This is a genomic window from Enterobacter cloacae complex sp. 6730903 (assembly GCF_048283985.1).
In the GTDB taxonomy this organism is placed as follows: domain Bacteria; phylum Pseudomonadota; class Gammaproteobacteria; order Enterobacterales; family Enterobacteriaceae; genus Enterobacter; species Enterobacter hormaechei_C.
In genome coordinates this window covers 115993-140159 of record NZ_JBLVXX010000008.1, presented here as the reverse complement: position 1 = coordinate 140159, position 24167 = coordinate 115993, and the positions used below count along the sequence as shown (strand labels likewise).

The 24167-nt window shown below is 56.8% G+C and carries 20 protein-coding genes; 7 read left to right on the top strand and 13 right to left on the bottom strand.

Going from position 1 to position 24167, the window contains the following annotated elements; translation table 11 throughout:
* Positions 1-51 precede the first annotated feature (51 nt).
* The 6 genes from odhB to sdhC form a co-directional block, all read right to left on the bottom strand.
* Positions 52-1278, bottom strand: coding sequence for a 2-oxoglutarate dehydrogenase complex dihydrolipoyllysine-residue succinyltransferase (gene odhB / locus ACNQ0W_RS06455; protein ID WP_062932182.1), 1227 nt, complete (start codon positions 1276-1278; stop codon positions 52-54).
* Between the two features lie 14 nt (positions 1279-1292).
* Complete coding sequence (gene sucA, locus ACNQ0W_RS06450; protein WP_003858615.1) at positions 1293-4100, bottom strand: 2-oxoglutarate dehydrogenase E1 component; 2808 nt, start codon at positions 4098-4100, stop codon at positions 1293-1295.
* 359 nt (positions 4101-4459) lie between these two features.
* Positions 4460-5176: a succinate dehydrogenase iron-sulfur subunit SdhB gene (gene sdhB / locus ACNQ0W_RS06445; protein WP_017384969.1), complete on the bottom strand. Its 717-nt coding sequence runs from the start codon at positions 5174-5176 to the stop codon at positions 4460-4462.
* Between the two features lie 15 nt (positions 5177-5191).
* A complete protein-coding gene (sdhA, locus tag ACNQ0W_RS06440; RefSeq protein WP_062932184.1) occupies positions 5192-6958 on the bottom strand; it encodes a succinate dehydrogenase flavoprotein subunit in 1767 nt (588 codons plus the stop codon).
* The gene (sdhD, locus tag ACNQ0W_RS06435) at positions 6958-7305 is read right to left on the bottom strand and encodes a succinate dehydrogenase membrane anchor subunit (RefSeq protein WP_003858621.1); all 348 of its coding nucleotides are present in this window, start codon (positions 7303-7305) and stop codon (positions 6958-6960) included. The genes sdhA and sdhD overlap by 1 nt, the downstream gene beginning before the upstream one ends.
* On the bottom strand, positions 7299-7703 hold the full coding sequence (sdhC, locus tag ACNQ0W_RS06430) for a succinate dehydrogenase cytochrome b556 subunit (RefSeq protein WP_026080740.1): 405 nt from the start codon (positions 7701-7703) through the stop codon (positions 7299-7301). The genes sdhD and sdhC overlap by 7 nt, the downstream gene beginning before the upstream one ends.
* A 639-nt stretch (positions 7704-8342) precedes the next feature.
* Between sdhC and ACNQ0W_RS06425 the strand changes: the two genes are divergently transcribed.
* Positions 8343-9626, top strand: a complete 1284-nt coding sequence (locus ACNQ0W_RS06425; RefSeq protein WP_003858624.1) for a citrate synthase — start codon at positions 8343-8345, stop codon at positions 9624-9626.
* A gap of 119 nt (positions 9627-9745) precedes the next feature.
* Here the strand turns inward: ACNQ0W_RS06425 and nei are convergent, their stop codons facing one another.
* The 7 genes from nei to ACNQ0W_RS06390 form a co-directional block, all read right to left on the bottom strand.
* A complete protein-coding gene (nei, locus tag ACNQ0W_RS06420) occupies positions 9746-10537 on the bottom strand; it encodes an endonuclease VIII (RefSeq protein ID WP_062932185.1) in 792 nt (263 codons plus the stop codon).
* An 18-nt stretch (positions 10538-10555) separates the two neighbouring features.
* Positions 10556-11296, bottom strand: coding sequence for a 5-oxoprolinase subunit PxpA (pxpA, locus tag ACNQ0W_RS06415; protein ID WP_062932186.1), 741 nt, complete (start codon positions 11294-11296; stop codon positions 10556-10558).
* Positions 11283-12215, bottom strand: a complete 933-nt coding sequence (pxpC, locus tag ACNQ0W_RS06410) for a 5-oxoprolinase subunit PxpC (RefSeq protein ID WP_023315643.1) — start codon at positions 12213-12215, stop codon at positions 11283-11285. Before pxpC ends, pxpA begins: the two co-directional genes overlap by 14 nt.
* Entirely contained in the window at positions 12209-12865 is a 657-nt protein-coding gene (gene pxpB, locus ACNQ0W_RS06405; RefSeq protein ID WP_022647457.1) for a 5-oxoprolinase subunit PxpB, read from the bottom strand. The genes pxpC and pxpB overlap by 7 nt, the downstream gene beginning before the upstream one ends.
* A 14-nt stretch (positions 12866-12879) precedes the next feature.
* Positions 12880-13623: a type 2 GTP cyclohydrolase I gene (locus ACNQ0W_RS06400; protein WP_003858635.1), complete on the bottom strand. Its 744-nt coding sequence runs from the start codon at positions 13621-13623 to the stop codon at positions 12880-12882.
* Between the two features lie 10 nt (positions 13624-13633).
* A complete protein-coding gene (gene phrB, locus ACNQ0W_RS06395; protein ID WP_062932187.1) occupies positions 13634-15046 on the bottom strand; it encodes a deoxyribodipyrimidine photo-lyase in 1413 nt (470 codons plus the stop codon).
* A 598-nt stretch (positions 15047-15644) separates the two neighbouring features.
* Positions 15645-15851: a YbfA family protein gene (locus ACNQ0W_RS06390; RefSeq protein WP_003858637.1), complete on the bottom strand. Its 207-nt coding sequence runs from the start codon at positions 15849-15851 to the stop codon at positions 15645-15647.
* 311 nt (positions 15852-16162) lie between these two features.
* Between ACNQ0W_RS06390 and kdpF the strand changes: the two genes are divergently transcribed.
* From kdpF to kdpE, 6 genes are read left to right on the top strand one after another with little or no spacing between them, the layout of a single operon-like run.
* A complete protein-coding gene (gene kdpF / locus ACNQ0W_RS06385) occupies positions 16163-16252 on the top strand; it encodes a K(+)-transporting ATPase subunit F (protein ID WP_003858638.1) in 90 nt (29 codons plus the stop codon).
* On the top strand, positions 16252-17931 hold the full coding sequence (gene kdpA / locus ACNQ0W_RS06380; protein WP_062932189.1) for a potassium-transporting ATPase subunit KdpA: 1680 nt from the start codon (positions 16252-16254) through the stop codon (positions 17929-17931). The genes kdpF and kdpA overlap by 1 nt, the downstream gene beginning before the upstream one ends.
* Positions 17932-17949: 18 nt before the next feature.
* Positions 17950-19998 carry a potassium-transporting ATPase subunit KdpB gene (gene kdpB / locus ACNQ0W_RS06375; RefSeq protein WP_023296126.1) on the top strand — a complete coding sequence of 683 codons (2049 nt, stop codon included), beginning with the start codon at positions 17950-17952 and terminating at the stop codon, positions 19996-19998.
* Between the two features lie 12 nt (positions 19999-20010).
* On the top strand, positions 20011-20586 hold the full coding sequence (kdpC, locus tag ACNQ0W_RS06370) for a potassium-transporting ATPase subunit KdpC (protein WP_062932190.1): 576 nt from the start codon (positions 20011-20013) through the stop codon (positions 20584-20586).
* Complete coding sequence (kdpD, locus tag ACNQ0W_RS06365; protein WP_062932191.1) at positions 20587-23274, top strand: two-component system sensor histidine kinase KdpD; 2688 nt, start codon at positions 20587-20589, stop codon at positions 23272-23274.
* A complete protein-coding gene (gene kdpE, locus ACNQ0W_RS06360) occupies positions 23271-23948 on the top strand; it encodes a two-component system response regulator KdpE (RefSeq protein ID WP_003858643.1) in 678 nt (225 codons plus the stop codon). The genes kdpD and kdpE overlap by 4 nt, the downstream gene beginning before the upstream one ends.
* The last annotated feature ends 219 nt before the right edge of the window (positions 23949-24167 follow it).

Below are 24167 nucleotides of genomic sequence, written 5' to 3'. Positions count from 1 at the left end.
AGTGCTTTGTAGGCCCGGCAAGCAACGCGCCGCCGGGCAAGACTGCAAAAACTAGACGTCCAGCAGCAGACGCGTTGGATCTTCCAGCAGCTCTTTAATGGCAACCAGGAAGCCTACGGACTCGCGGCCGTCGATCAGGCGGTGATCGTAAGAGAGCGCCAGGTACATCATCGGCAGGATCTCCACTTTACCGTCTACCGCCATTGGACGATCTTTAATGGCGTGCATACCCAGGATCGCGCTCTGCGGCGGGTTGATGATCGGGGTAGACATCAGCGAGCCGAACACGCCGCCGTTGGTAATGGTGAAGTTACCGCCGGTCAGATCCTCAACGGTCAGCTTGCCGTCGCGGCCTTTCACGGCCAGCTCTTTGATTTTCTTCTCAATGTCAGCCATACCCAGGGTGTCTACGTCACGCAGAACCGGGGTGACCAGGCCGCGTGGGGTAGAAACCGCCATGCTGACGTCGAAGTAGTTGTGGTAAACCACGTCATCGCCATCGATAGACGCGTTCACTTCCGGGTAGCGTTTCAGCGCTTCAACTACCGCTTTCACGTAGAAGGACATGAAGCCCAGACGGATACCGTGACGTTTTTCAAACGCGTCACCGTACTGCTTGCGCAGGTCCATGATTGGTTTCATGTTGACTTCGTTGAAGGTGGTCAGCATCGCGGTGGAATTTTTCGCTTCCAGCAGACGCGCGGCCACGCGCTTACGCAGGCGGGTCATCGGCACGCGTTTTTCGCTACGTGCGCCCAGAGCTGGCTGTGCCGCTGGTGCTGCCGCAGGGGCTTTCGCTTCCGCTTTCGCCTCAGAAGGCGCTTTTGCCAGATGCTTGTCGATGTCTTCGCGCGTCAGACGGCCACCCACGCCGGTGCCTTTGATGGCTGCCGGATCGAGGCTGTGCTCAGCCAGCAGGCGACGGATCGCCGGGCTGAGCGCGTCGTTGGTCTGATCGGACAGAGACGCCTGCTGGCGCTGGGCCGGGGTAGACGCTTTCTCTTCAGATTTGGCGCTGGACTCTTTGCCCGCGCTGTTGCCTTCACGCAGGCGACCCAGGATCTGGCGAGAAGTGACGGTTGTACCTTCATCTTCCAGGACTGCATCCAGAATGCCATCCGCTGAAGCCGGTACTTCCAGTACCACTTTGTCAGTTTCGATTTCTACCAGCACTTCGTCACGGGTTACCGCGTCGCCTGGTTTTTTGTGCCAGGTGGCGACGGTTGCATCTGCTACGGACTCAGGCAGGTCGGGAACAAGAATATCTACGCTACTCATTATGTATCCTTTAATTAATCGACGTTCAGCGCGTCATTGACCAGATCTTGTTGCTGCTTCTGGTGAACGGACATATACCCTACCGCCGGAGAGGCGGAGGCCGGGCGACCTGCATAACGCAGGGCAGACCCAAATGGAATCACTTCACGGAAATGATGCTGGCTGCAATACCATGCGCCCTGGTTGAGCGGCTCTTCCTGGCACCAGACAAAATCATGAACGTGAGCGTACTGTTTCAGCACTTCCTGCATCGCCTGATGCGGGAACGGATAAAGCTGCTCGATACGCACGATGGCGACATCTTTCTGATCGTTCTTACGGCGCTGTTCCAGCAGGTCGTAATAAACCTTACCAGAACACATTACGACACGCTTAACGGCCTGCGGATCCAGCTCGTCAATTTCACCGATGGCCGGCAGGAAGGTGCCGTTTGCCAGCTCTTCCAGGCTGGAGACCGCCAGCGGATGGCGCAGCAGGGATTTTGGCGACATGACTACCAGCGGACGGCGCATACCGCGCAGCGCCTGACGACGCAGCATGTGGTAAACCTGAGCCGGGGTGGACGGCACGCAAACCTGCATGTTCTGCTCGGCGCAGAGTTGCAGATAACGCTCCAGACGCGCGGAGGAGTGCTCCGGACCTTGTCCTTCATAGCCGTGCGGCAGCAGCATCACCAGACCGCACATACGGCCCCACTTCTGCTCACCGGAGGAGATGAACTGGTCGATGACGACCTGCGCACCGTTGGCGAAGTCACCGAACTGCGCTTCCCAGATGGTCAGGGTGCGGGGTTCTGCGGTGGCGTAGCCGTATTCGAAGGCCAGAACCGCTTCTTCTGACAGCACGGAGTCCCAGACCTTGAACTGGCCCTGACCGTTATGCACGTGCTGAAGCGGAGTGTACGTTGAACCGTTAGACTGGTTGTGTACAACCGCATGACGGTGGAAGAAGGTGCCACGACCCGCATCTTCACCGGACAGACGAACCGGAATACCTTCGTCAACCAGCGTCGCATAGGCCAGCGTTTCCGCGCCGCCCCAGTCGAACAGCTTCTCACCCGCCGCCATTGCCTGGCGATCGCCATAGATCTTGGCCACGCGGGACTGCATCTCGATCGCTTCCGGCACGGTGCTGATGCGTTTCGCCAGCTCCTGCAAACGCTTCATCTCAACCTTGTTCGGGTAGCTCTCGTCCCACTCGTGGTTGAGATACGGCGACCAGGTAAAGGAGTGCATGTTCATTGGGCGCAGCTCTTTGACCACGCATTCACCCGCGTCCAGCGCGTCGCGGTAGAGGTTGACCATTTCGGTCGCATCTTCCAGCGTCGCCACTTTTTCGCTTTCCAGCTTGTCAGCATAGATTTTACGCGGCGTCGGGTGTTTTTTGATTTTCTGGTACATCAGCGGCTGGGTTGCACTTGGCTCATCCGCTTCGTTGTGGCCGTGACGGCGGTAGCAGAAGAGGTCAATGAACACATCGCGCTTGAAGGTGTTACGGAAGTCCAGCGCCAGACGGGTAACGAAAGCAACGGCTTCCGGGTCATCCGCGTTAACGTGGAAAATTGGCGCCTGAACCATTTTACCGATGTCGGTGCAGTACGGGGTGGAACGCGCATCCAGCGGGTTAGAGGTGGTGAAGCCCACCTGGTTGTTGATTACGATGCGAACGGTACCGCCCACTTCATAACCACGCGCTTTCGACATGTTCAGGGTTTCCTGAACCACGCCCTGCCCTGTGACCGCCGCATCACCGTGAATGGTGATTGGCAGCACTTTATTGCTGCTCGGCTCGTCCAGACGATCCAGACGCGCACGCACGGAACCGATAACCACCGGGCTGACGATTTCCAGGTGCGACGGGTTAAACGCCAGCGCCAGGTGAACCTGACCGCCCTCGGTTTCGATATCTGACGAGAAGCCCATGTGGTACTTCACGTCACCGGTGCCGAGGTGCTCTTTATGTTTACCCGCAAATTCGTCGAACAGATCCTGCGGCTTTTTACCCAGCACGTTAACCAGCACGTTCAGGCGACCACGGTGCGCCATGCCCAGCACCACTTCGCGCGTGCCGCTCTTACCGGCATGACGAATCAGCTCTTTCAGCATCGGGACTAACGCATCGCCGCCCTCCAGTGAGAAGCGTTTTGCGCCAGGGAATTTCGCGCCCAGATAGCGCTCAAGGCCTTCCGCTGCGGTCAGTTCGCTGAGGAAACGTTTTTTCTCTTCTGCTGAGAAATTCGCGTGGCCTGCCACGGATTCGATACGCTGCTGGATCCAGCGTTTCTCTTCGGTGGAGGTAATGTGCATATATTCCGCGCCGATGGAGCCGCAGTAGGTTTGCTTGAGCGCGTCAATCAGATCGCCCAGCTTCATCGTGTCTTTGCCGATGGCAAAGGAACCTACGTTAAAGCTTTCCTGGAAATCGGCCTCGGTCAGATCGTGATAAGCCGGATCAAGATCCGCTACACGTTCCTGCTGCCACAGTCCCAGCGGATCGAGATTCGCATGCTGGTGACCACGGAAGCGATAAGCGTTGATAAGTTGCAGGACTTTAACCTGCTTCGCATTGGTGTCAGGGTCGGAAATCGCAGAAGAGTAACGTGAGGCATCCTTCGCCAGACGACGGAAATAATCACGTGTTTTTGAATGGAATTGATCCGGTTTGACCCCTGTACCAGGCAACTGCTGGAACATGGAACGCCAGTTTGCGTCCACTGAGTCAGGATCGGTTAAGAAGTCTTCATAGAGCTGTTCTATCCAGCTCTGGTTTGAACCAGAGAGGTAAGAAGAGTCCAGCCAGGCTTTCATTGCGCCGTTCTGCATCGTGATCCCTTAAGCATTTTTATGCTTACTTTCGCCGTAGAAACTACCACGCACACCACGTGTACGTGCCGGGGTTCACCTGCGAGCTCTTTGTGGCCCGCGAAGGAACCTTTAGAAACTGTCTAAATAATCTTCGTCGTTCCGGCTGCGACTGCGTTGCGGCTTTCACTCACCCCAGTCACATAGTCAACTATGCTCCAGGGGATTCGTTCAACCGCGCCTTGTCTCGCGCTGAACGTCTCGATTATTTACTTATCTGGCAGTTTTTAAAGGTTTCTGCAATTTGCCCGGTGACGCTACGCTTACCGGGCCTACTGTTACGTAGGCCGGATAAGCGCAGCGCCATCCGGCGTTGTTACTTACGCACTGCGCTGCAACAACATCGACTTAATATGGCCGATGGCACGCGTCGGGTTCAGCCCCTTAGGACACACACTGACGCAGTTCATGATGCTATGGCAGCGGAATACGCTGAAAGCGTCACTTAGCCCTTCCAGACGATTCTCGGTTTCGGTATCGCGGCTGTCGATCAGGAAGCGATAGGCAGCCAGCAGACCCGCAGGGCCGATAAATTTATCCGGGTTCCACCAGAATGACGGGCATGACGTTGAACAGCATGCACAGAGAATACACTCGTACAACCCATCGAGTTTTTCACGCTGCTCAGGAGACTGTAAGTGCTCGCGAGCGGGTGGATTTTGCCCATTATTCAATAAGTAAGGCTTAATCTTCTCATATTGTGCATAGAATTGCCCCATGTCCACCACCAAATCACGCACGACCGGCAGGCCAGGCAGAGGACGGATCACAATTTTCTGGCCAGGACGCTGTAGCGCTGAAATTGGCGTGATACAGGCCAGACCGTTTTTGCCGTTCATGTTTACACCGTCAGAGCCACACACCCCTTCACGGCAGGAGCGGCGGAACGACAGCGTAGGATCTTTCTCTTTCAGCTGGATTAAGGCATCCAGCAGCATCATGTCACGACCTTCTTCCGCTTCGAGGGTGTAATCCTGCATACGCGGAGCATCGTCTACATCCGGGTTATAACGATAAACTGAGAATTCGAGTTTCATTATCCTGTCTCCGCATTAGTAAGTACGAATCTTCGGCGGGAACGCCGGACGCAGTTTCGGTTCCATGTTAACGCTACGACGCGTCATGGTTTCCGACTCTGGCAGATACAGGGAATGGCACAGCCAGTTTTCGTCATCACGATCCGGGAAGTCGAAGCGGCTATGGGCGCCACGGCTTTCGGTACGGAAGTTTGCCGACATCGCAGTGGCGAACGCGGTTTCCATCAGGTTATCCAGCTCCAGGCACTCCACGCGCTGGGTGTTGAACTCGCTGGAGGTATCGTCCAGACGAGCATTTTTCAGACGCTCGCGGATCGCTTTCAGCTGCTCAAGCCCTTTGGCCATCGCGTCACCTTCACGGAATACCGAGAAGTTGTGCTGCATACACTCCTGCAACGCCTTACGGATCTCCACCGGATCTTCGCCGTTACGGTTGCCGTTCCAGCGGTTGAGGCGCGCAAGAGAGGCATCGATTTCGTCGTCGGTCGCATCACGCAGCGCGCCCTGCTCGGCAATAGACTCCTGGAGATGCAGACCCACCGCACGACCAAATACCACCAGGTCCAGCAGGGAGTTGCCGCCCAGACGGTTTGCGCCGTGCACGGATACGCAGGCAATTTCGCCTACCGCGAACAGGCCAGGGATGACCACGTCTTCGCCCTGCTCGTTCACGGTCAGCGCCTGACCGGTCACTTTGGTCGGAATACCACCCATCATGTAGTGACAGGTTGGGATAACCGGAATCGGCTCTTTCACCGGGTCGACGTGCGCGAAGGTGCGGGACAGCTCCAGAATGCCCGGCAGACGGGATTCCAGCACTTCTTTACCCAGATGGTCGAGTTTCAGCTTCGCGTGTGGACCCCAAGGGCCGTCACAGCCGCGGCCTTCACGGATTTCGATCATGATGGAACGCGCCACCACGTCACGGCCCGCCAGGTCTTTCGCGTTTGGCGCATAACGCTCCATGAAGCGCTCGCCATGTTTGTTCAGCAGATAGCCGCCTTCACCACGGCAGCCTTCTGTCACCAGTACGCCCGCACCGGCGATACCGGTTGGGTGGAACTGCCACATCTCCATGTCCTGCACCGGCACGCCAGCGCGGATCGCCATCCCAACGCCGTCACCGGTGTTGATATGGGCATTGGTAGTAGACTGATAGATACGGCCTGCGCCGCCGGTCGCCAGCACGGTTGCGCGGGCTTTGAAGTAGACCACCTCACCGGTTTCGATGCACAGGGCGGTACAACCCACCACGGCGCCATCGGCGTTTTTCACCAGATCCAGCGCATACCACTCAGAGAAGATGATGGTGTGGTTTTTCAGGTTCTGCTGATAGAGCGTGTGCAGCAGCGCGTGGCCGGTACGGTCAGCCGCCGCTGCGGTACGTGCCGCCTGCTCGCCGCCGAAGTTTTTCGACTGGCCGCCAAACGGACGCTGATAGATGGTGCCATTTTCCAGACGGGAGAACGGCAGACCCATGTGGTCCAGCTCCAGAATCGCTTCCGGGCCGGTTTTACACATATATTCGATGGCATCCTGGTCACCGATGTAATCGGAACCTTTTACCGTATCGTACATGTGCCATTCCCAGTTATCTTCATGGGAATTACCCAGCGCAACGGTGATACCGCCCTGCGCAGACACAGTGTGGGAACGGGTCGGGAATACTTTAGAGAGCAGCGCACAGGTCTGGCCGCTCTGGGAAATTTGCAGTGCGGCGCGCATACCTGCGCCACCCGCACCAATCACAACAGCATCAAATTCTCTGACTGGCAGTTTCATTACACACCCCACACCACAACAAATCCATAAATGACGTAAACCAGCAGAGCAACAACAATAATCAGTTGCAGCGGAAGGCGAATCGCCAGCGGTTTAACGTAATCGGTCAACACCTGCCACATGCCAATCCAGGCATGAATAAGGATGGAGAACAGGGCCAGCAGGGTGAACACTTTGGTGAAGGCCGATCCGAAGAAACCACTCCAGATTTCCCACGTCAGCGTCCCGCTGGTCGCGAAGAAACCGATCATATAGATGATGTAAAGGGTGAGAACGATGGCGGTAGCACGGACCAGGATGAAGTCATGTACGCCGTTGCGTCCTAATGCGGAGGCGTTGCTTACCATACGAGAACTCCTGCGAGAAGTGAAAGCACGACAGTGATCACAAATGAAATGTTAGCGGTACGTTTACCGGCCTCGAACGTCTCTTCCAGGTAGCCAAAGTCCATCAGCATATGGCGAACGCCGCCAACCACGTGATAGGCCAGCGCGGTCAGAATGCCCCACATGATAAATTTCACGAAGAAGCTGTTCATAATGGCTGAGGCCTGGAGGAATCCTTCAGGGGATGAGAGGCTTGTTCCCAGTAACCACAGCAAGATACCGACCGCCACAAACGTAATCACACCAGAAACACGGTGCAGAATGGACGCTATTGCTGTTACAGGGAATCGGATCGTTTTGAGATCCAGATTGACAGGTCTTTGTTTTTTCACATTTCTTATCATGAATAACGCCCACATGCTGTTCTTATTGTTTCCTTCCTCCGGACTGCGATGCGGGTCAGACAGCGTTCCTTTTCTATAACTGCGCGTCATGCAAAACATTGCTTCCAAATGCTAAAACGACACGTTACAACGCTGGGTGGCTCGGGATTGCAGGGTGTTCCGGAGACCTGGCGGCAGTATAGGCCGTTCACAAAATCATTACAATTAACCTACATACAGTTTGTTGGGTTTTCTCTGGAACAGTGATCGGGGTCACGATAACAACATCTTTTTAATTTTTAATCATCTGATTTGACAAATGTTAAACAATATTGTTACAAACGTCATCAGAAAAGGCATATAATGCGCAAAAGTTATGAGGTCTCTCTTTCACCTGACAAATAGTTATGTAACAGTGTGATGGTATTGACCGAAGTTATCAGGACAGTTATTAGTGATATACAGGTTTGAATAATTCGGACTGCAAAAACGCTGATTTGCTGTTGTTTCACTGATATTTCATTCGTTTACCTGCAAGGCGCCATAGCTCTGTACCCTGGTTTCTCCTCGTGAGCTGAGCGGTAAGCCAAATAACAATCTGGTAACGATGATTAACAGCTGAAAGCAAATCCGGTAAAGCGCAGTCTTAAGCATAAGGCGCTAAGGAGACCGTAAATGGCTGATACAAAGGCAAAACTCACCCTAAATGGTGATGATGCTATTGAACTGGATGTGCTAAAAGGCACGCTCGGTCAGGATGTTATTGATATCCGTACGCTGGGTTCCAAAGGGGTATTCACCTTTGACCCTGGATTCACCTCCACCGCATCTTGCGAATCCAAAATCACCTACATTGACGGTGATGAAGGTATCCTGCTCCATCGCGGCTTCCCCATCGATCAGTTAGCCACCGAATCCAACTATCTGGAAGTGTGCTACATCCTGCTGAACGGCGAAAAACCGACGCAGGCCCAGTACGATGAATTTAAAACCACCGTGACCCGTCACACCATGATCCATGAGCAGATTACCCGTCTGTTCCATGCGTTCCGTCGTGACTCTCATCCGATGGCGGTCATGTGCGGTATTACCGGTGCGCTGGCGGCGTTCTACCACGATTCTCTGGACGTGAATAACCCACGTCACCGTGATATCGCGGCGTTCCGTCTGCTGTCCAAAATGCCTACCATGGCGGCAATGTGTTACAAATACTCTATCGGTCAGCCGTTTGTGTACCCACGCAACGACCTCTCCTACGCGGGTAACTTCCTGCGCATGATGTTCTCCACGCCGTGCGAAGAGTACGAAGTGAACCCGGTGCTGGAACGCGCGATGGACCGTATTCTGATCCTGCACGCTGACCACGAACAGAACGCCTCGACCTCTACCGTCCGTACCGCGGGCTCTTCAGGCGCGAACCCGTTCGCCTGTATCGCGGCGGGCATCGCCTCCCTGTGGGGACCGGCGCACGGCGGCGCGAACGAAGCAGCACTGAAGATGCTGGAAGAGATCAGCTCCGTTGAGCACATTCCAGAGTTCGTGCGCCGCGCAAAAGACAAGAATGATTCCTTCCGTCTGATGGGCTTCGGTCATCGTGTTTACAAAAACTACGACCCGCGCGCGACCGTCATGCGTGAGACCTGCCATGAAGTGCTGAAAGAGCTGGGCACCAAAGATGATCTGCTGGAAGTGGCGATGGAGCTGGAACACATCGCGCTGAACGACCCGTACTTCATCGAGAAGAAACTCTACCCGAACGTCGATTTCTACTCTGGCATTATTCTGAAAGCGATGGGTATTCCGTCTTCCATGTTCACCGTAATCTTCGCCATGGCGCGTACCGTGGGCTGGATTGCGCACTGGAACGAAATGCACAGCGAAGGCATGAAAATCGCCCGTCCTCGTCAGCTGTATACCGGCTACGAGCAGCGTGATTTTAAGTCTGATCTGAAGCGCTAACAGACGTTGGGTGCGGCCTGATGCCCTCACCCCGGCCCTCTCCCACAGGGAGAGGGTGAAACCATTAAAAACGGCAACTTTCGTTGCCGTTTTGCTTTTACCTCCGCCACCCGGCTTTATTATTTCTGACAGTTCGGGCACCAGTAAAACGGTCTGGAAGAGATCGTCGCCTTCTCAATCACCCCGCCGCACCGCTCGCACTTTTTACCCGCCCGATGAAACACCCTGAAGTGGAACAATGCCCCGTGATGCTTGTTCTCATCCACCAGGCCGCGCGTGTTGTACGACAGCCGTGGAATATCCAGTAACGCGTGCGACAGCGCCTCCAGCTGTTCATCGCTCAGCTGCGACGCTTTGTGCTGCGGCGCCAGCCCCACTTCCCAGAGGATCTCCACCCGCAGGTAGTTTCCCAGCCCCGCCAGAAATGCCTGATCGAGCAACAGCCCGGAAAACTGCCGGTTGCGGAATGTGGGGGATAACAACCGGGCTTTCACATCGCTTGCCGTCAGACGCATGTCGAGCACGTCCGGCCCGACCCGCTGTAAGAACGGATGCGTCAGCAGTTGCTCCGGCGTTAACATTTCGATATCAGAGGCGCTGTAGAGCAGGATCGCCTTATCCTCCGTTTGTAGCCGCACGCGCAGCACGCGGGTCGTTTGCGGCTGCTCGTCCGCCTCCACCACCCGCCAGACGCCGTAAAGCTGATTATGGCTATATAACGTCAGGTTATGGGAAAAGTGGGTGAGTAACGCTTTGCCGCGCGTTTCAATGTGGGTTACCGTCTGTCCCACCAGCTGCGATTCAAACGACTTGAGTTGAGGAAAGGCAAACCAGACGTGTGTCAGAGGTTTGCCCTTTATCGCCGCCTCCAGGCTATCCGCCGCGCGGCGGATCTCCGGACCTTCTGGCATGTTATTGTCCTTTCATAATTATTCTGCGCTGACAACAATGCCCTCTTCCGAGAACGCCATCCGCAGGCGTCGCGCAAACTGGAGAGCATGCTCGCCGTCACCGTGTAAGCACACCGTATCAGCCTGAACGTTTGCCGTTGTCCCCTCCGTTGAGGTTACTCGCCCGAAGCGCACCATCTCCAGCGTCTGCGCCAGCGCTTTACCTTCATCGGTAATCAGCGCACCGGCCTGCGTACGTGGAACCAGACTACCGTCCGGCAGGTATCCCCGATCGGCAAACACTTCCTGCCGCGTAGTCAGCCCCAGCCGTTCTCCGGCACGAATAAGCTCGCTTCCCGCCAGGCCTACCAGAATCAGTTGCGGATTACAGTCCCGCACCGCGCGGGCAATGGCATCCGCCAGCGCAGGATCTTTCGCCGCCTGGTTATAGAGCATGCCGTGCGGCTTGACGTGGCGCAACACGCCATTCTCAGCGCGCACTATCGCCTCCAGCGCGCCGATCTGGTAGAGCATTTGCGCGTAAACCGTCTCAGGGGGCAGATCCATCGCCGTGCGGCCAAAGTTTTCCCGGTCGGGAAAGCTGGGGTGAGCGCCAATCGCCACGCCGTTTTTCATGGCATTGCGCACGCTCGCCAGCATGGTCTGCGCATCGCCGGCATGAAACCCGCAGGCGATGTTCACCGAGGAGACCAGCGTCATCAGCGCTGCATCGGCGCTGCTGCCCTCCCCCAGATCGGCGTTTAAATCAATCTTTACCATCGAGCCTCCACGCCAGCTGTTCGAGATAACGCTGCTGATCCTGCCGGGCTTTCAGCGCCTCCTCCAGCGAACACTGCACAAAATGAATGGGCTGACCGAGAGGAATTTGCGCCAGATGGTAGCGATCCGCTTCGATAATGCAGGCAATACGCGGATATCCCCCCGTGGTTTGCGCATCGTTCATCAGTACGATGGGCTGCCCGTTGCCCGGCACCTGAATCACCCCCGGCAACAGACCATGGGAAAGCAGCTCCCGGTCAGTCGTGCGGGTCAGCGGCTGGCCCTGAAGCCGGTAACCCATGCGGTTACTCTGCGGGCTGATCTTCCACGGCGAGCGCCAGAAAGACTCTTTCGCGGCTTCATCAAACTCCTGATATTCCGGCCCCGGTAAGGCGCGGATCACGTTCCCCCACAGCAGCTGTTTCACGCCCTGCGTGGTGGTGAAATGGCGCGTTGAGGTCTTTATTCGCAGACGATCGCCGTCGCGCAGCAGCCGCCCTTCATGGCCGCCCATTCCCGCTTTCTGGTCGGTGCTGGATGAGCCCAGCACCTCCGGCACGTCGATCCCCCCCGCCACCGCAAGATAGCTGCGCACGCCGTGCAGAGGACGCTTGAGGGTCAGACGCTGCCCGGCCTTCGCCCGCAGGCGCCAGCCGGTCCACACCGCTTTGCCGTCCAGCGTCGCGTCACAGCCCGCACCAGTTAAGGCAAACCAGGTTTCCTGACCAAACTCAATCACGCACTGGCCCAGCGTAATTTCTAACGCCGCCGTGCTGCCTGCGTTACCTACCAGCAGGTTGGCAATCTCCAGCGAAGGGCGATCGAGCGCGCCGCAGTAGCTCACGCCTGACTGACGCAGCCCAAAACGCCCGGCATCCTGTACCGAGGTGTAAAGCCCTGCGCGAATAAGCGTTAACATATCCCCTCCTTTTGCGGGATAAAGCGCAGGGTATCCCCCGGACGCAGGAGTATGGGCGCGTCCTGGCCTGGTTCAAATAACGGCGTGGACGTGTGCCCAATCAGCTGCCAGCCTCCCGGTGAGGCGAGCGGATAAATTCCCGTTTGCTCGCCACCAATCGCCACGCTGCCCGCCGGTACGCTCAGGCGCGGCTCAGCCCGGCGCGGCGTATGCAGCTGGGGCGATAACCCGCCCAGATAGGGGAAACCCGGCTGAAATCCCAAAAACCAGACAACATAGTCGACTGAGCTATGCAGCTCCACAACCTGCTTCTCCGTTAATCCACAGTGTTCGGCCACCACGCCAAGGTCGGGACCTCCCTTGCCGCCATAGACAACCGGGATCTCAATCGTCCGCGATTCCGGCTCCAGCGCCTCGCTCTCCTCCCACCAGCGTTGCAGACGCTCAATGGCATCCAGCGCCCCCGTGTGCGGATCACGCAGCACCACGGTGATATTATTCATACCCGGAATAGCTTCAACCACGCCGGGTAGCTCGGGCAGTCGCTGAGCCAGACGCCAGATACGCTTTTGCGTGGCAAGCGTCACCGGAGGCTCAAGCTCCAGAACTACCGCGGTTTCACCCAGAAGATAACAACGCGCTCGCTGCACTTAACTACCTCTCATCAGGCCGGATTAGGGATATCAATAAACGTCACATCCAGATCGGTATTTTCCGTCAGCCACTCGCTGAGGGCGCGGATGCCGCCACGCTCGGTGGCGTGGTGGCCCGCCGCGTAAAAATGCAGGCCTTGTTCACGGGCTGAGTGAATGGTCTGCTCGGAGACTTCACCGGTAATGAAGGCGTCGACACCAAAACGCGCCGCGCTGTCAATAAAGCCCTGGCCGCCGCCGGTGCACCATGCCACGCGCTTCACGGTATCCGGCCCGGTGTCGCCGCACCACAGCGGACGACGCCCCAGGCGCGCTTCGATCCACGATGCCAGCTCCAGACCCGGAACTGGCATCGACAGTTCGCCCCACGGCACCAGGGGTTCAATTTCACCCATCACGGTAATCCCCAGCAGCTGCGCAAGCTGAACGTTATTCCCCAGCTCAGGATGCGCATCGAGCGGCAGGTGATAACCGTACAGGTTGATATCATTCGCCAGCAGCGTTTTGAGTCGGTTGCGCTTCATGCCGCGAATAATCGGTGATTCGTTTTTCCAGAAATAACCGTGGTGGACAATCACCGCATCGGCTTCCTGACGCACCGCCTCATCCAGCAGCGCCTGGCTTGCCGTTACGCCGGTGATGATTTTTTGCACCGTCTCGCGCCCCTCCACCTGCAAGCCATTCGGGCCGTAGTCGCTAAACGACGCCGTATTGAGTTTTTCGTTAATCAGGCGTTCCAGTTCACTGTTTTTCATCATCATTCTCTCAAACTTTTCGGGCGGCTTCGTACGCCGCCAGCGTGGCGACGCGCGCCTGTTTATGGTCGACAATGGGACGGGGATAATTCAGGGTAACACGCTGTTTATCCGCCCATACCCAGGGTTCATGAATGGCTTTGGCGGGGACATCCTTAAGCTCCGGCAGCCAGCGACGGATAAACTCGCCGTCGGCATCAAATCGTTGCCCCTGCGTGGTCGGATTGAAGATCCGAAAATAGGGAGCCGCATCCGTTCCGGTGGAGGCCGCCCACTGCCAGCCGCCGTTATTCGCCGCCAGATCGCCATCGATTAGCTGAGAGATAAAATAACGCTCTCCGGTTCGCCAGTCGATAAGCAGATCCTTCACCAGGAAGCTGGCGGTAATCATACGCAGACGGTTATGCATCCACCCGGTTTCATTGAGCTGCCGCATAGCCGCATCAACAATCGGGAAGCCGGTGAGCCCATGCTGCCATGCCTTAAGCAGCTTCTCATTCGACTGCCACTGTACCTGTTCGGTCCAGTGAATAAAGGGCCGATGTTTACACAAATCAGGATGATACGTCATCAGATGGCGATAAAACTCACGCCAGATCAGTTCGTTCAGCCACACTGCGCCCGCCCCCCCGTCTAAGGCCTGAGGCTGTTCCGCCAGCAGGCGATGTAAACACTGGCGCGGAGAGAGCGCGCCCAGCGCTAAACAGGCCGACAAGCGACTGGTGCCCTCAATCGCTGGAAAATCCCGACGCGCCTCGTACTCCGCCGCCCCCTGCGCGCAGAACTGACGCAACCGGGCGATGGCCGCTTTCTCGCTGGCGGGGAATAGTGTTTCATCGAACGACTGCTGAGGATAATTCAGCCTGATCTCAGGCAGATCCGTTATCGTTTCCCCTCTCACGGCCGGGGCGGTAACGCACTCAGGCAGCCCCTCTTTCAGGCGTTTGATAAAGGCATTTTTAAACGGCGTGAAAACTTTATACATCTCGTGACTGCCGGTCATTACGCTGCCAGGGGCGAGCATCACGCTGTCATCAAAGCCTTCACAGACCACGCCCGCAAGGGTTTTCTCCAGCTGACGATCCCGCTGTTGCTCGTTGAATTCATACTGATAGTTGTAATAAAGATGCGTTACTGCGTGCTGCTGGCAGATCGCCTGCACCGTCTGGCGCTGCGCGGCAAAATCATGGGCCTCTTTATAGATCAGCGGAATGCCTTTTTCAGCCAGTGAATATTGCAGGTCATTCAGATACGCGCTGAGTAATGCCGCTTGCCGGGGCGCCATGTCATGCTGCCGCCACTGTTCAGGCGTGGCGATAAACAGGGCCAGCACATTCGCGTCTTTAGCGCGGCAGGCCGCCGCGAGAGCGAAGTTGTCGTGAATGCGTAAATCCGCGCGAAACCAAACCAGATGGGTGGGCATAAAACTCCAGGCAATTGTCCATTATGTCCGTAAGGGCATGCCGTAAAAGGAAAAAGGCATGCATTGAACTACTTTGCCATGAAGTGTAGACGGGATGAAATAAAAAAGGCCGCCCGAGGCGGCCTTAACGCTACTTGTCCTGCGCTATCGGGGTAAAGGCAATAAACACATCCGGTTTATCACACTTTACAACGAGTACGCTGGCGACAATGAACGCAATGCATAAATAGCGTTTCACTATGCGGTCCCTGCTGCTAACCGCTCCACCTATCACCACCGGTGATAAATCGGTGGACACAAGCCCGGGTAGGCGGGCTGCTTTACGGCTATGGATACACCTTTCCCAGGACCGATGCCCATTTGCGAGATGGCGGAAAGGGACGTGGCATCATAATTAACACCAACGCCAAAAGTAAGTTATTTCAGTAAAATTAGGAATTTATAAAGGTGAAGCGGATTGCGAACTTTTTAAAGAAGGGTATGATAAAAATCCCGGGTAGGGGCTGCAAGATTACCCAACGGACCGCGAATCCCGAGGGACAAAAAAACCGCCACTTTGCTGTAGGCGGTTTTTTTATGGCTACGATGTCACACCGTATCAGTAGAAATCGCAGGTTGCTTTTTCGGCCTGATCCATCCACACCGGCTTCTCGCTGGTTTTCGCCCAGACGCGGTGCAGGTAACTGTAGAAACGTGCGCGATCTTTCCAGAACAGCATCACCGGCAGGGCCAGCACGCCAGCCACTACGGCGAAAGTGCGACGCATGAAAATGATATGAGCCGGAAACTCTTTATAAAGATCCATATTTTTCTCCCCTGTAGTTGGCCGGAAACCGTCTCCGGAAAATGTGAAATCTGTGACCTGGTTAAAATAATACCGCTTTGTTTGTAATTTTACTACTCATCCGACCACTTATTTTCATCCATTTCGTGAATATTTACATTCCCGCCTGTAATTAAGTTACAAAAAGGTTAACAGTTTACTTACCAATAGTTAAATTGTGGTCTTTTCCCTTTTTTATACTTTTTTTACACCTGCCCTTCTGATTTTTGCGAAATCTTTGCGCCGTAAATCCTACCGTTAGCACAACAACAAAAGTCACCCGGAGGTGGATTGTGAGTGCAGGTCTGATTGCCGGCATCGTGCTGGTGTTCCTGTTATTGGGTTATTTGATTTATGCCCTGATTAATGCGGAGGCATTCTGATGGCTGCTCAGGCGTTTTTGCTTATTGCCAGCTTTTTACTGGTGCTGTTTGTGCTCGCCAGGCCGCTGGGAACAGCGCTGGCGCGGCTGATAAACAACGTGCCATTGCCGGGCACGCGAAATATTGAAAACGTGCTCTGGCGCATTTCAGGTATCAGCGACCGGGAAATGAACTGGCGCCAGTACCTGATGGCGATACTGCTTCTGAATATCCTGGGGCTTATTGCCCTCTTTACGCTGCTGATGCTCCAGGGCAGTCTGCCGTTGAACCCGCAGCAGTTACCGGGTTTATCCTGGCATCTGGCGCTGAACACGGCGGTCAGCTTTGTCACCAACACCAACTGGCAGTCTTACGCCGGTGAAACCACGCTCAGCTACTTCAGCCAGATGGCCGGGTTAACCGTGCAAAACTTTCTTTCTGCGGCCAGCGGTATCGCGGTGATCTTCGCCCTGACGCGCGCGTTTGCCCGTCAGAATGTCAGCACCCTCGGCAACGCCTGGGTTGATGTCACGCGCATCACCCTTTGGATCCTGGTGCCTGTTGCGCTGATTATTGCCCTGTTCTTTATTCAGCAAGGCACTCTGCAAAACCTGCTGCCTTATACCCCTTACACCTCGCTTGAAGGGGTCAGGGAACGCCTGCCAATGGGGCCGGTGGCGTCGCAGGAAGCGATCAAGATGCTGGGCACCAACGGCGGCGGCTTCTTCAACGCCAACTCATCGCATCCGTTTGAAAACCCAACGGCATTAACCAATTTTGTACAGATGCTGGCGATCTTCCTGATCCCCGCCGCGCTCTGCTTCGCCTTTGGCGATGTGGTTAACGATCGCCGCCAGGGACGTACGCTGCTGTGGGCGATGTCGTTGATCTTCGTGGTCTGCGTAGCACTGGTGATGTGGGCCGAATGGAACGGCAACAGCCACTTCATGCAGCTGGGGGCTAACAGCAATATCAACCTGGAAGGCAAAGAGAGCCGCTTCGGCATTCTTGCCAGCAGCCTCTATGCGGTGGTCACCACGGCGGCCTCCTGCGGGGCGGTGAACGCCATGCATGACTCTTTCACCGCGCTCGGCGGCATGATCCCGATGTGGCTGATGCAGATTGGCGAGGTAGTTTTCGGTGGGGTCGGTTCGGGGCTGTACGGCATGCTGTTGTTCGTTCTGCTCGCCGTGTTTATCGCCGGGCTAATGATCGGCCGCACGCCGGAGTATCTCGGCAAAAAAATCGACGTCCGCGAAATGAAATTAACCGCACTGGCGATCCTGGTCACCCCCACCCTTGTGCTGCTCGGTACCGCGCTGGCGCTGATGACCGACGCCGGGCGCAGCGGCATCTTTAACCCGGGCATTCACGGCTTTAGCGAAGTGCTTTACGCCGTTTCGTCTGCCGCCAACAACAACGGCAGCGCCTTTGCAGGGTTAAGTGCCAACTCGCCGTTCTGGAACTGTCTGCTGGCGTTCTGCATGTTCGTCGGTCGTTTCGGCGTGATTATTCCCGTCATGGCGATCGCTGGAACACTGGTGAATAAGAAGATCCAGCCGACCACCACCGGTACGTTACCGACTCACGGCGCGCTGTTCGTCGGCCTGCTGATTGGCACCGTTCTGCTGGTGGGCGCCCTGACCTTTATCCCCGCCCTCGCGTTAGGCCCGATTGCGGAATATCTCTCTTTACGCTGATTTTGCGGAGAATTTGTCATGAGTCGTAAACAACTGGCCCTGCTCGAACCGACGTTAGTTCGTCAGGCCCTCATGGATGCGGTAAAAAAACTGAGCCCGCGCGTGCAGTGGCACAACCCGGTGATGTTTATTGTCTGGACTGGAAGTTTACTCACCACCGCACTGGCGATTGCCATGGGAACGGGACACCTTTCAGGGAATGCAACCTTTACCGCCGCCATCAGCCTGTGGCTGTGGTTTACCGTGCTGTTCGCCAACTTTGCCGAAGCGCTGGCGGAAGGCCGCAGTAAGGCGCAGGCCAACAGCCTGAAAGGGGTAAAAAAAACCGCCTTTGCGCGCAAATTACGCGAACCTAAATACGGCGCGCAGATGGACCACGTTCCGGCGGATGAGCTGCGCAAAGGTGACGTGGTGCTGGTGGAAGCTGGCGACATCATCCCCTGCGACGGGGAGGTGATCGAGGGCGGCGCGTCGGTAGACGAAAGCGCCATTACCGGGGAATCCGCACCGGTGATCCGTGAGTCGGGCGGAGATTTCGCCTCAGTTACCGGCGGAACGCGCATTCTTTCCGACTGGCTGGTGATCCAGTGCAGCGTTAACCCGGGCGAAACCTTCCTCGACCGGATGATCGCCATGGTGGAAGGCGCACAGCGTCGTAAAACGCCGAACGAGATCGCCCTGACCATTCTGCTGGTGGCGCTCACCATTGTCTTCCTGCTGGCAACGGCGACCCTGTGGCCTTTCTCCGCCTACGGCGGTACAGCGGTCAGCATCACCGTACTGATCGCCCTGCTGGTCTGTCTGATCCCCACCACTATCGGCGGCCTGCTTTCCGCGATTGGCGTGGCGGGGATGAGCCGTATGCTGGGCGCGAACGTCATCGCCACCAGCGGACGCGCCGTTGAAGCGGCGGGTGACGTAGACGTACTGCTGCTGGATAAAACCGGGACCATCACCCTGGGCAATCGTCAGGCCTCTGACTTTCTACCTGCTCCCGGCGTGGATGAAAAAACGCTGGCTGACGCGGCGCAGCTTTCCTCGCTGGCCGATGAAACGCCGGAAGGCCGCAGTATCGTGATCCTCGCCAAGCAGCGCTTTAACCTGCGCCAGCGCGACGTTCAGAGCCTGCACGCCACGTTCGTTCCCTTTACAGCGCAAACCCGCATGAGCGGCATTAACATTCAGGACCGGATGATCCGTAAAGGGTCCGTTGATGCGATTCGCCGTCATATTGAAGCCAATAATGGACACTTCCCCCCGGAAGTCGACCATCTGGTGGAAAGCGTGGCGCGTCAGGGGGCAACCCCGCTGGTGGTGGCGGAAGGTGCAAGCGTTCTGGGGGTGATCGCCCTGAAGGATATCGTTAAAGGCGGTATTAAAGAGCGTTTCGCCCAGATGCGTAAGATGGGGATCAAAACGGTGATGATCACCGGGGATAACCGTCTGACTGCGGCGGCCATTGCCGCCGAAGCGGGCGTGGATGATTTCCTTTCCGAAGCGACGCCGGAAGCGAAGCTGGCGCTCATTCGCCAGTATCAGGCGGAAGGCCGTCTGGTGGCGATGACCGGCGACGGCACCAACGACGCCCCGGCGCTGGCGCAGGCCGACGTGGCGGTGGCAATGAACTCCGGTACCCAGGCGGCAAAAGAGGCGGGCAACATGGTGGATCTCGACTCGAATCCGACCAAGCTGATCGAAGTGGTGCATATCGGGAAGCAGATGCTGATGACGCGCGGCTCGCTGACCACGTTCAGTATCGCCAACGACGTGGCGAAGTATTTCGCCATCATTCCGGCGGCGTTTGCGGCAACCTACCCGCAGCTGAATGCCCTGAACGTGATGCACCTGCACTCTCCGGCCTCAGCCATTTTGAGCGCGGTGATCTTCAACGCGCTGATTATTGTCTTTCTTATTCCGCTGGCGCTGAAAGGGGTGAGCTATAAGCCGCTGACGGCCGCCGCCATGCTGCGCCGTAACCTGTGGATTTACGGTCTGGGTGGGCTGGTGGTGCCCTTTATTGGGATCAAGGTTATCGACATGTTGTTAACGCTGTTCGGGCTGGTTTAAAAGGTGGATCCAATGACGATGTTACGTCCCGCTATACTGTTGTTTATTCTGCTGTCTCTGATTACCGGCGGGCTTTACCCGCTGATGACTACCGCGCTGGGCCAGTGGTGGTTTGAGGATCAGGCCAACGGCTCGCTGATTATCCAGAACGGTGAAAACCGCGGCTCGCGGCTGATTGGGCAGAACTTTACGGACCCGCGCTACTTCCAGGGACGCCCTTCCGCCACTGCCGAAAGCCCGTATAATCCAATGGCCTCCGGCGGCAGCAATCTGGCGGGCAGTAACCCTGACCTGGATAAAGCCGTTGCTGAACGCGTTGCCGCCCTGCGCGCCGCGAATCCGCAGGCCAGCCGTGAGGTGCCGGTTGAGCTGGTCACCGCCTCCGCGAGCGGGCTGGATTACAGCCTGACGCCGGACGCGGTGGTCTGGCAGACCCCACGCGTGGCCGCCGCCCGTCAGCTGACCGTCGATCAGGTGAGCCAGCTGGTCGCAGAACATACGCAAAAGCCGCTGGTCAGCTTCATCGGCATGCCGGTAGTGAACATTGTTGAGCTGAATCTGGCGCTGGATGCGCTAAGGAAGAACTAAATGACCGACGAGCCTATGCGCCCGGATCCGGACAGGCTGCTTGAACAGACGGCTGAAGCCCATCGCGGCAAGCTGAAAATTTTCTTCGGCGCCTGCGCGGGCGTCGGGAAAACCTTCGCCATGCTGACGGAAGCCCAGCGGCTTCGGGCGCAGGGGCTTGATATTCTCATCGGCGTGGTGGAAACCCACGGTCGCAAAGAGACGGCTGCGCTGCTGACGGGGCTGGCGACGCAGCCGCCCCAGCGTATCAGCCATCGCGGGCGGCTGGTCACGGAGTTTGATCTTGATGCCGCCCTCGCCCGCCGCCCTGCCCTGATCCTGATGGACGAACTGGCGCACAGCAACGCGCCAGGCTCGCGCCATCCGAAGCGCTGGCAGGATGTTGAGGAGCTGCTTGAGGCTGGCATCGACGTCTTCACCACGGTGAATGTTCAGCATCTGGAAAGCCTGAACGACGTAGTGAGCGGCGTAACCGGTATCCAGGTGCGGGAAACCGTCCCCGATCCGTTTTTTGATTCTGCCGATGAAGTCGTACTGGTTGACCTGCCGCCGGACGATCTGCGCCAGCGCCTGCACGAAGGCAAAGTGTATATTGCTGGCCAGGCTGAACGCGCCATCGAACATTTTTTCCGCAAAGGAAACCTGATTGCCCTGCGCGAGCTGGCCCTGCGCCGCACCGCCGATCGCGTTGATGACCAGATGCGCGCCTGGCGGGACCTTCAGGGGCAGGAGCGCGTCTGGCACACGCGGGACGCCATTCTGTTATGCATTGGTCACGGCAGTGGCAACGAAAAACTGGTTCGCACCGCCGCCCGGCTTGCAGCGAAGTTTGGCAGCGTCTGGCATGCGGTCTACGTCGAAACGCCGCAGCTGCATGGCCTGCCGGAAAATCAGCGTCGCGCCATTTTGAGCGCACTGCGGCTGGCGCAGGAGCTGGGCGCCGAAACCGCAACCCTTTCCGAACCGCAGGAAGATAAAGCCATTCTGCGCTACGCGCGCGAGCACAACCTGGGCAAGATTGTGATTGGACGTCGCCAGCACCGCCGCTGGTTTAGTCGCGAATCTTTTGCCGACAGGCTGGCCCGCCGCGCGCCGGATCTTGATTTAGTCATCGTCGCGCTGGATGACAAGCCCGCCCCTCTGCCCAACCGCACGCCGGACGTTCGCACCTTTGGCGATAAATGGCGCATTCAGATCCGCGGCTGCCTGGTGGCCGTGGTCCTCTGCGCCCTGATTACGGTGATTGCCAGCCAGTGGCTCATCGCCTTCGACGCCGCCAATCTGGTCATGATTTATCTGCTGGGCGTCGTTGTGGTCGCGCTCTTTTATGGCCGCTGGCCGTCGGTGCTGGCGACGGTGATCAACGTCATCAGCTTCGATCTCTTCTTTATCGCTCCGCGCGGGACGCTTGCTGTCTCGGACGTGCAGTACATTCTGACCTTTGCCGTGATGCTTACCGTCGGGCTGGTGATCGGGAATCTGACGGCAGGCGTGCGCTACCAGGCACGCATTGCCCGCTATCGCGAGCAGCGCACGCGCCATCTGTATGAAATGTCAAAATCGCTGGCGGTTGGCCGCACGCAGCGGGATATCGTGCAGACCAGCGAGCAGTTTATCCGTTCGACCTTTCATGCCAGTAACCTGATTTTGCTCCCCGACGAACAGGGGCGCCTTCGCCCGCTGACCTCCCCTTCGGGGATGACGCCCTGGGATGAAGCGATTGCCCGCTGGAGTTTCGATAAGGGTTTACCTGCCGGTGCCGGCACCGACACGCTGCCCGGCGTGCCTTATCAGATCCTGCCGCTGCGCAGCGCGGATAAAAATCACGGGCTGGTCATCGTCGAGCCGTCTAACCTGCGTCAGCTGATGATCCCCGAGCAGCAGCGCCTGCTGGAAACCTTTACCCTGCTGGTCGCCAGCGCCCTTGAACGGCTGGCGCTCACCGCCAGCGAAGAGCAGGCGCGGCTGGCAAGCGAGCGTGAAAGTATTCGCAATTCGCTGCTGGCAGCGCTGTCTCACGATTTGCGGACCCCGCTTACCGTGCTGTTTGGCCAGTCCGAAATTCTGACGCTGGATCTGGCGGCAGAAGGATCAAAGCACGCGATGCAGGCCAGCGAAATTCGCCAGCATGTGCTGAATACCACGCGACTGGTGAACAATCTGCTGGACATGGCGCGCATTCAGTCCGGCGGGTTTAACCTCAAAAAAGAGTGGCTCACCCTTGAGGAGGTTGTCGGCAGCGCGCTGAAGATGCTGGAGCCGGGTCTCGGCGGGCGCCATATCGAGCTGGACATGCCGGAACCCCTGACGTTAATCCATGTGGATGGCCCGCTGTTTGAGCGCGTGCTGATTAATCTGCTGGAAAATGCCGCTAAATACGCCGGGGCAAAGGCCCGGCTGGGGATTGCTGCCAGGGTGGATAAACGTGTGCTGCGGCTCGACGTCTGGGATACCGGGCCGGGTATTCCGGCCGGTCAGGAGCGCGCCATATTCGAAAAATTTGCGCGCGGTAATAAGGAATCCGCCATTCCGGGCGTTGGGCTGGGGCTGGCGATCTGCCAGGCGATTGTCGACGTGCATGGCGGCACCATTTCTGCAGAGAACCGCCCGGAAGGTGGGGCACGCTTTTGTGTTACACTTCCTCTTGAAACCCCACCAGAACTTGATGAATTACCAGAGGATTTGTGATTAACGTTCTGATTGTTGAAGATGAGCTCGCTATCAGCCGATTTCTGCGTACCGCGCTGGAAGGCGATGGTTTGCGCGTTCATGAAGCCGGTACGCTTCAACGGGGGTTAATTGAAGCCGCCACCCGCAAGCCAGATCTGGTGATCCTGGATCTGGGACTTCCGGATGGCGACGGCATCGATTTTATTCGTGAGGTGCGTCAGTGGAGCCAGATGCCCATTCTGGTGCTCTCTGCCCGCACCGAAGAGACGGATAAAATCGCCGCGCTGGATGCCGGAGCGGATGATTATCTGATCAAACCGTTTGGCATTGGCGAGTTACAGGCCCGGCTTCGTGTGGCGCTGCGTCGACACAGTGCCACGTCCCCTTCCGATCCGGTGTACGCCTTTGGCGATATCCGCGTCGATCTTGCTGCCCGCCGCATCGTGCGAGGGGAAGAAGAGATCCACCTTACGCCTATCGAATTTCGTCTGCTGGCCGTGCTGCTCAATAACCACGGAAAAGTGTTAACGCAGCGACAGCTGTTAAGCCAGGTCTGGGGACCGAATGCTGTCGAGCATAGTCACTATTTACGCATTTATATGGGACACCTTCGCCAGAAACTTGAAGCCGATCCCGCGCGTCCTCGTCATTTATTAACAGAAACCGGTATCGGATATCGGTTTATGATCTGAATAAGTATTCACTTTAATTTTAAATAAAAAACATACCAGCCTGAATATAGACATGAAAATAACGATGAGAGTATTTTCGTGGCTATATTCGCCCGCCTTAAACACTAATAAAACATCAATTTAACACCATACCAACAAAACAGCATTTTGATCTGCGTTATTCACTCAAAACGACTAATTATTTCTGAAATGATCGGTTATTGGTGATCTGTTTCACAG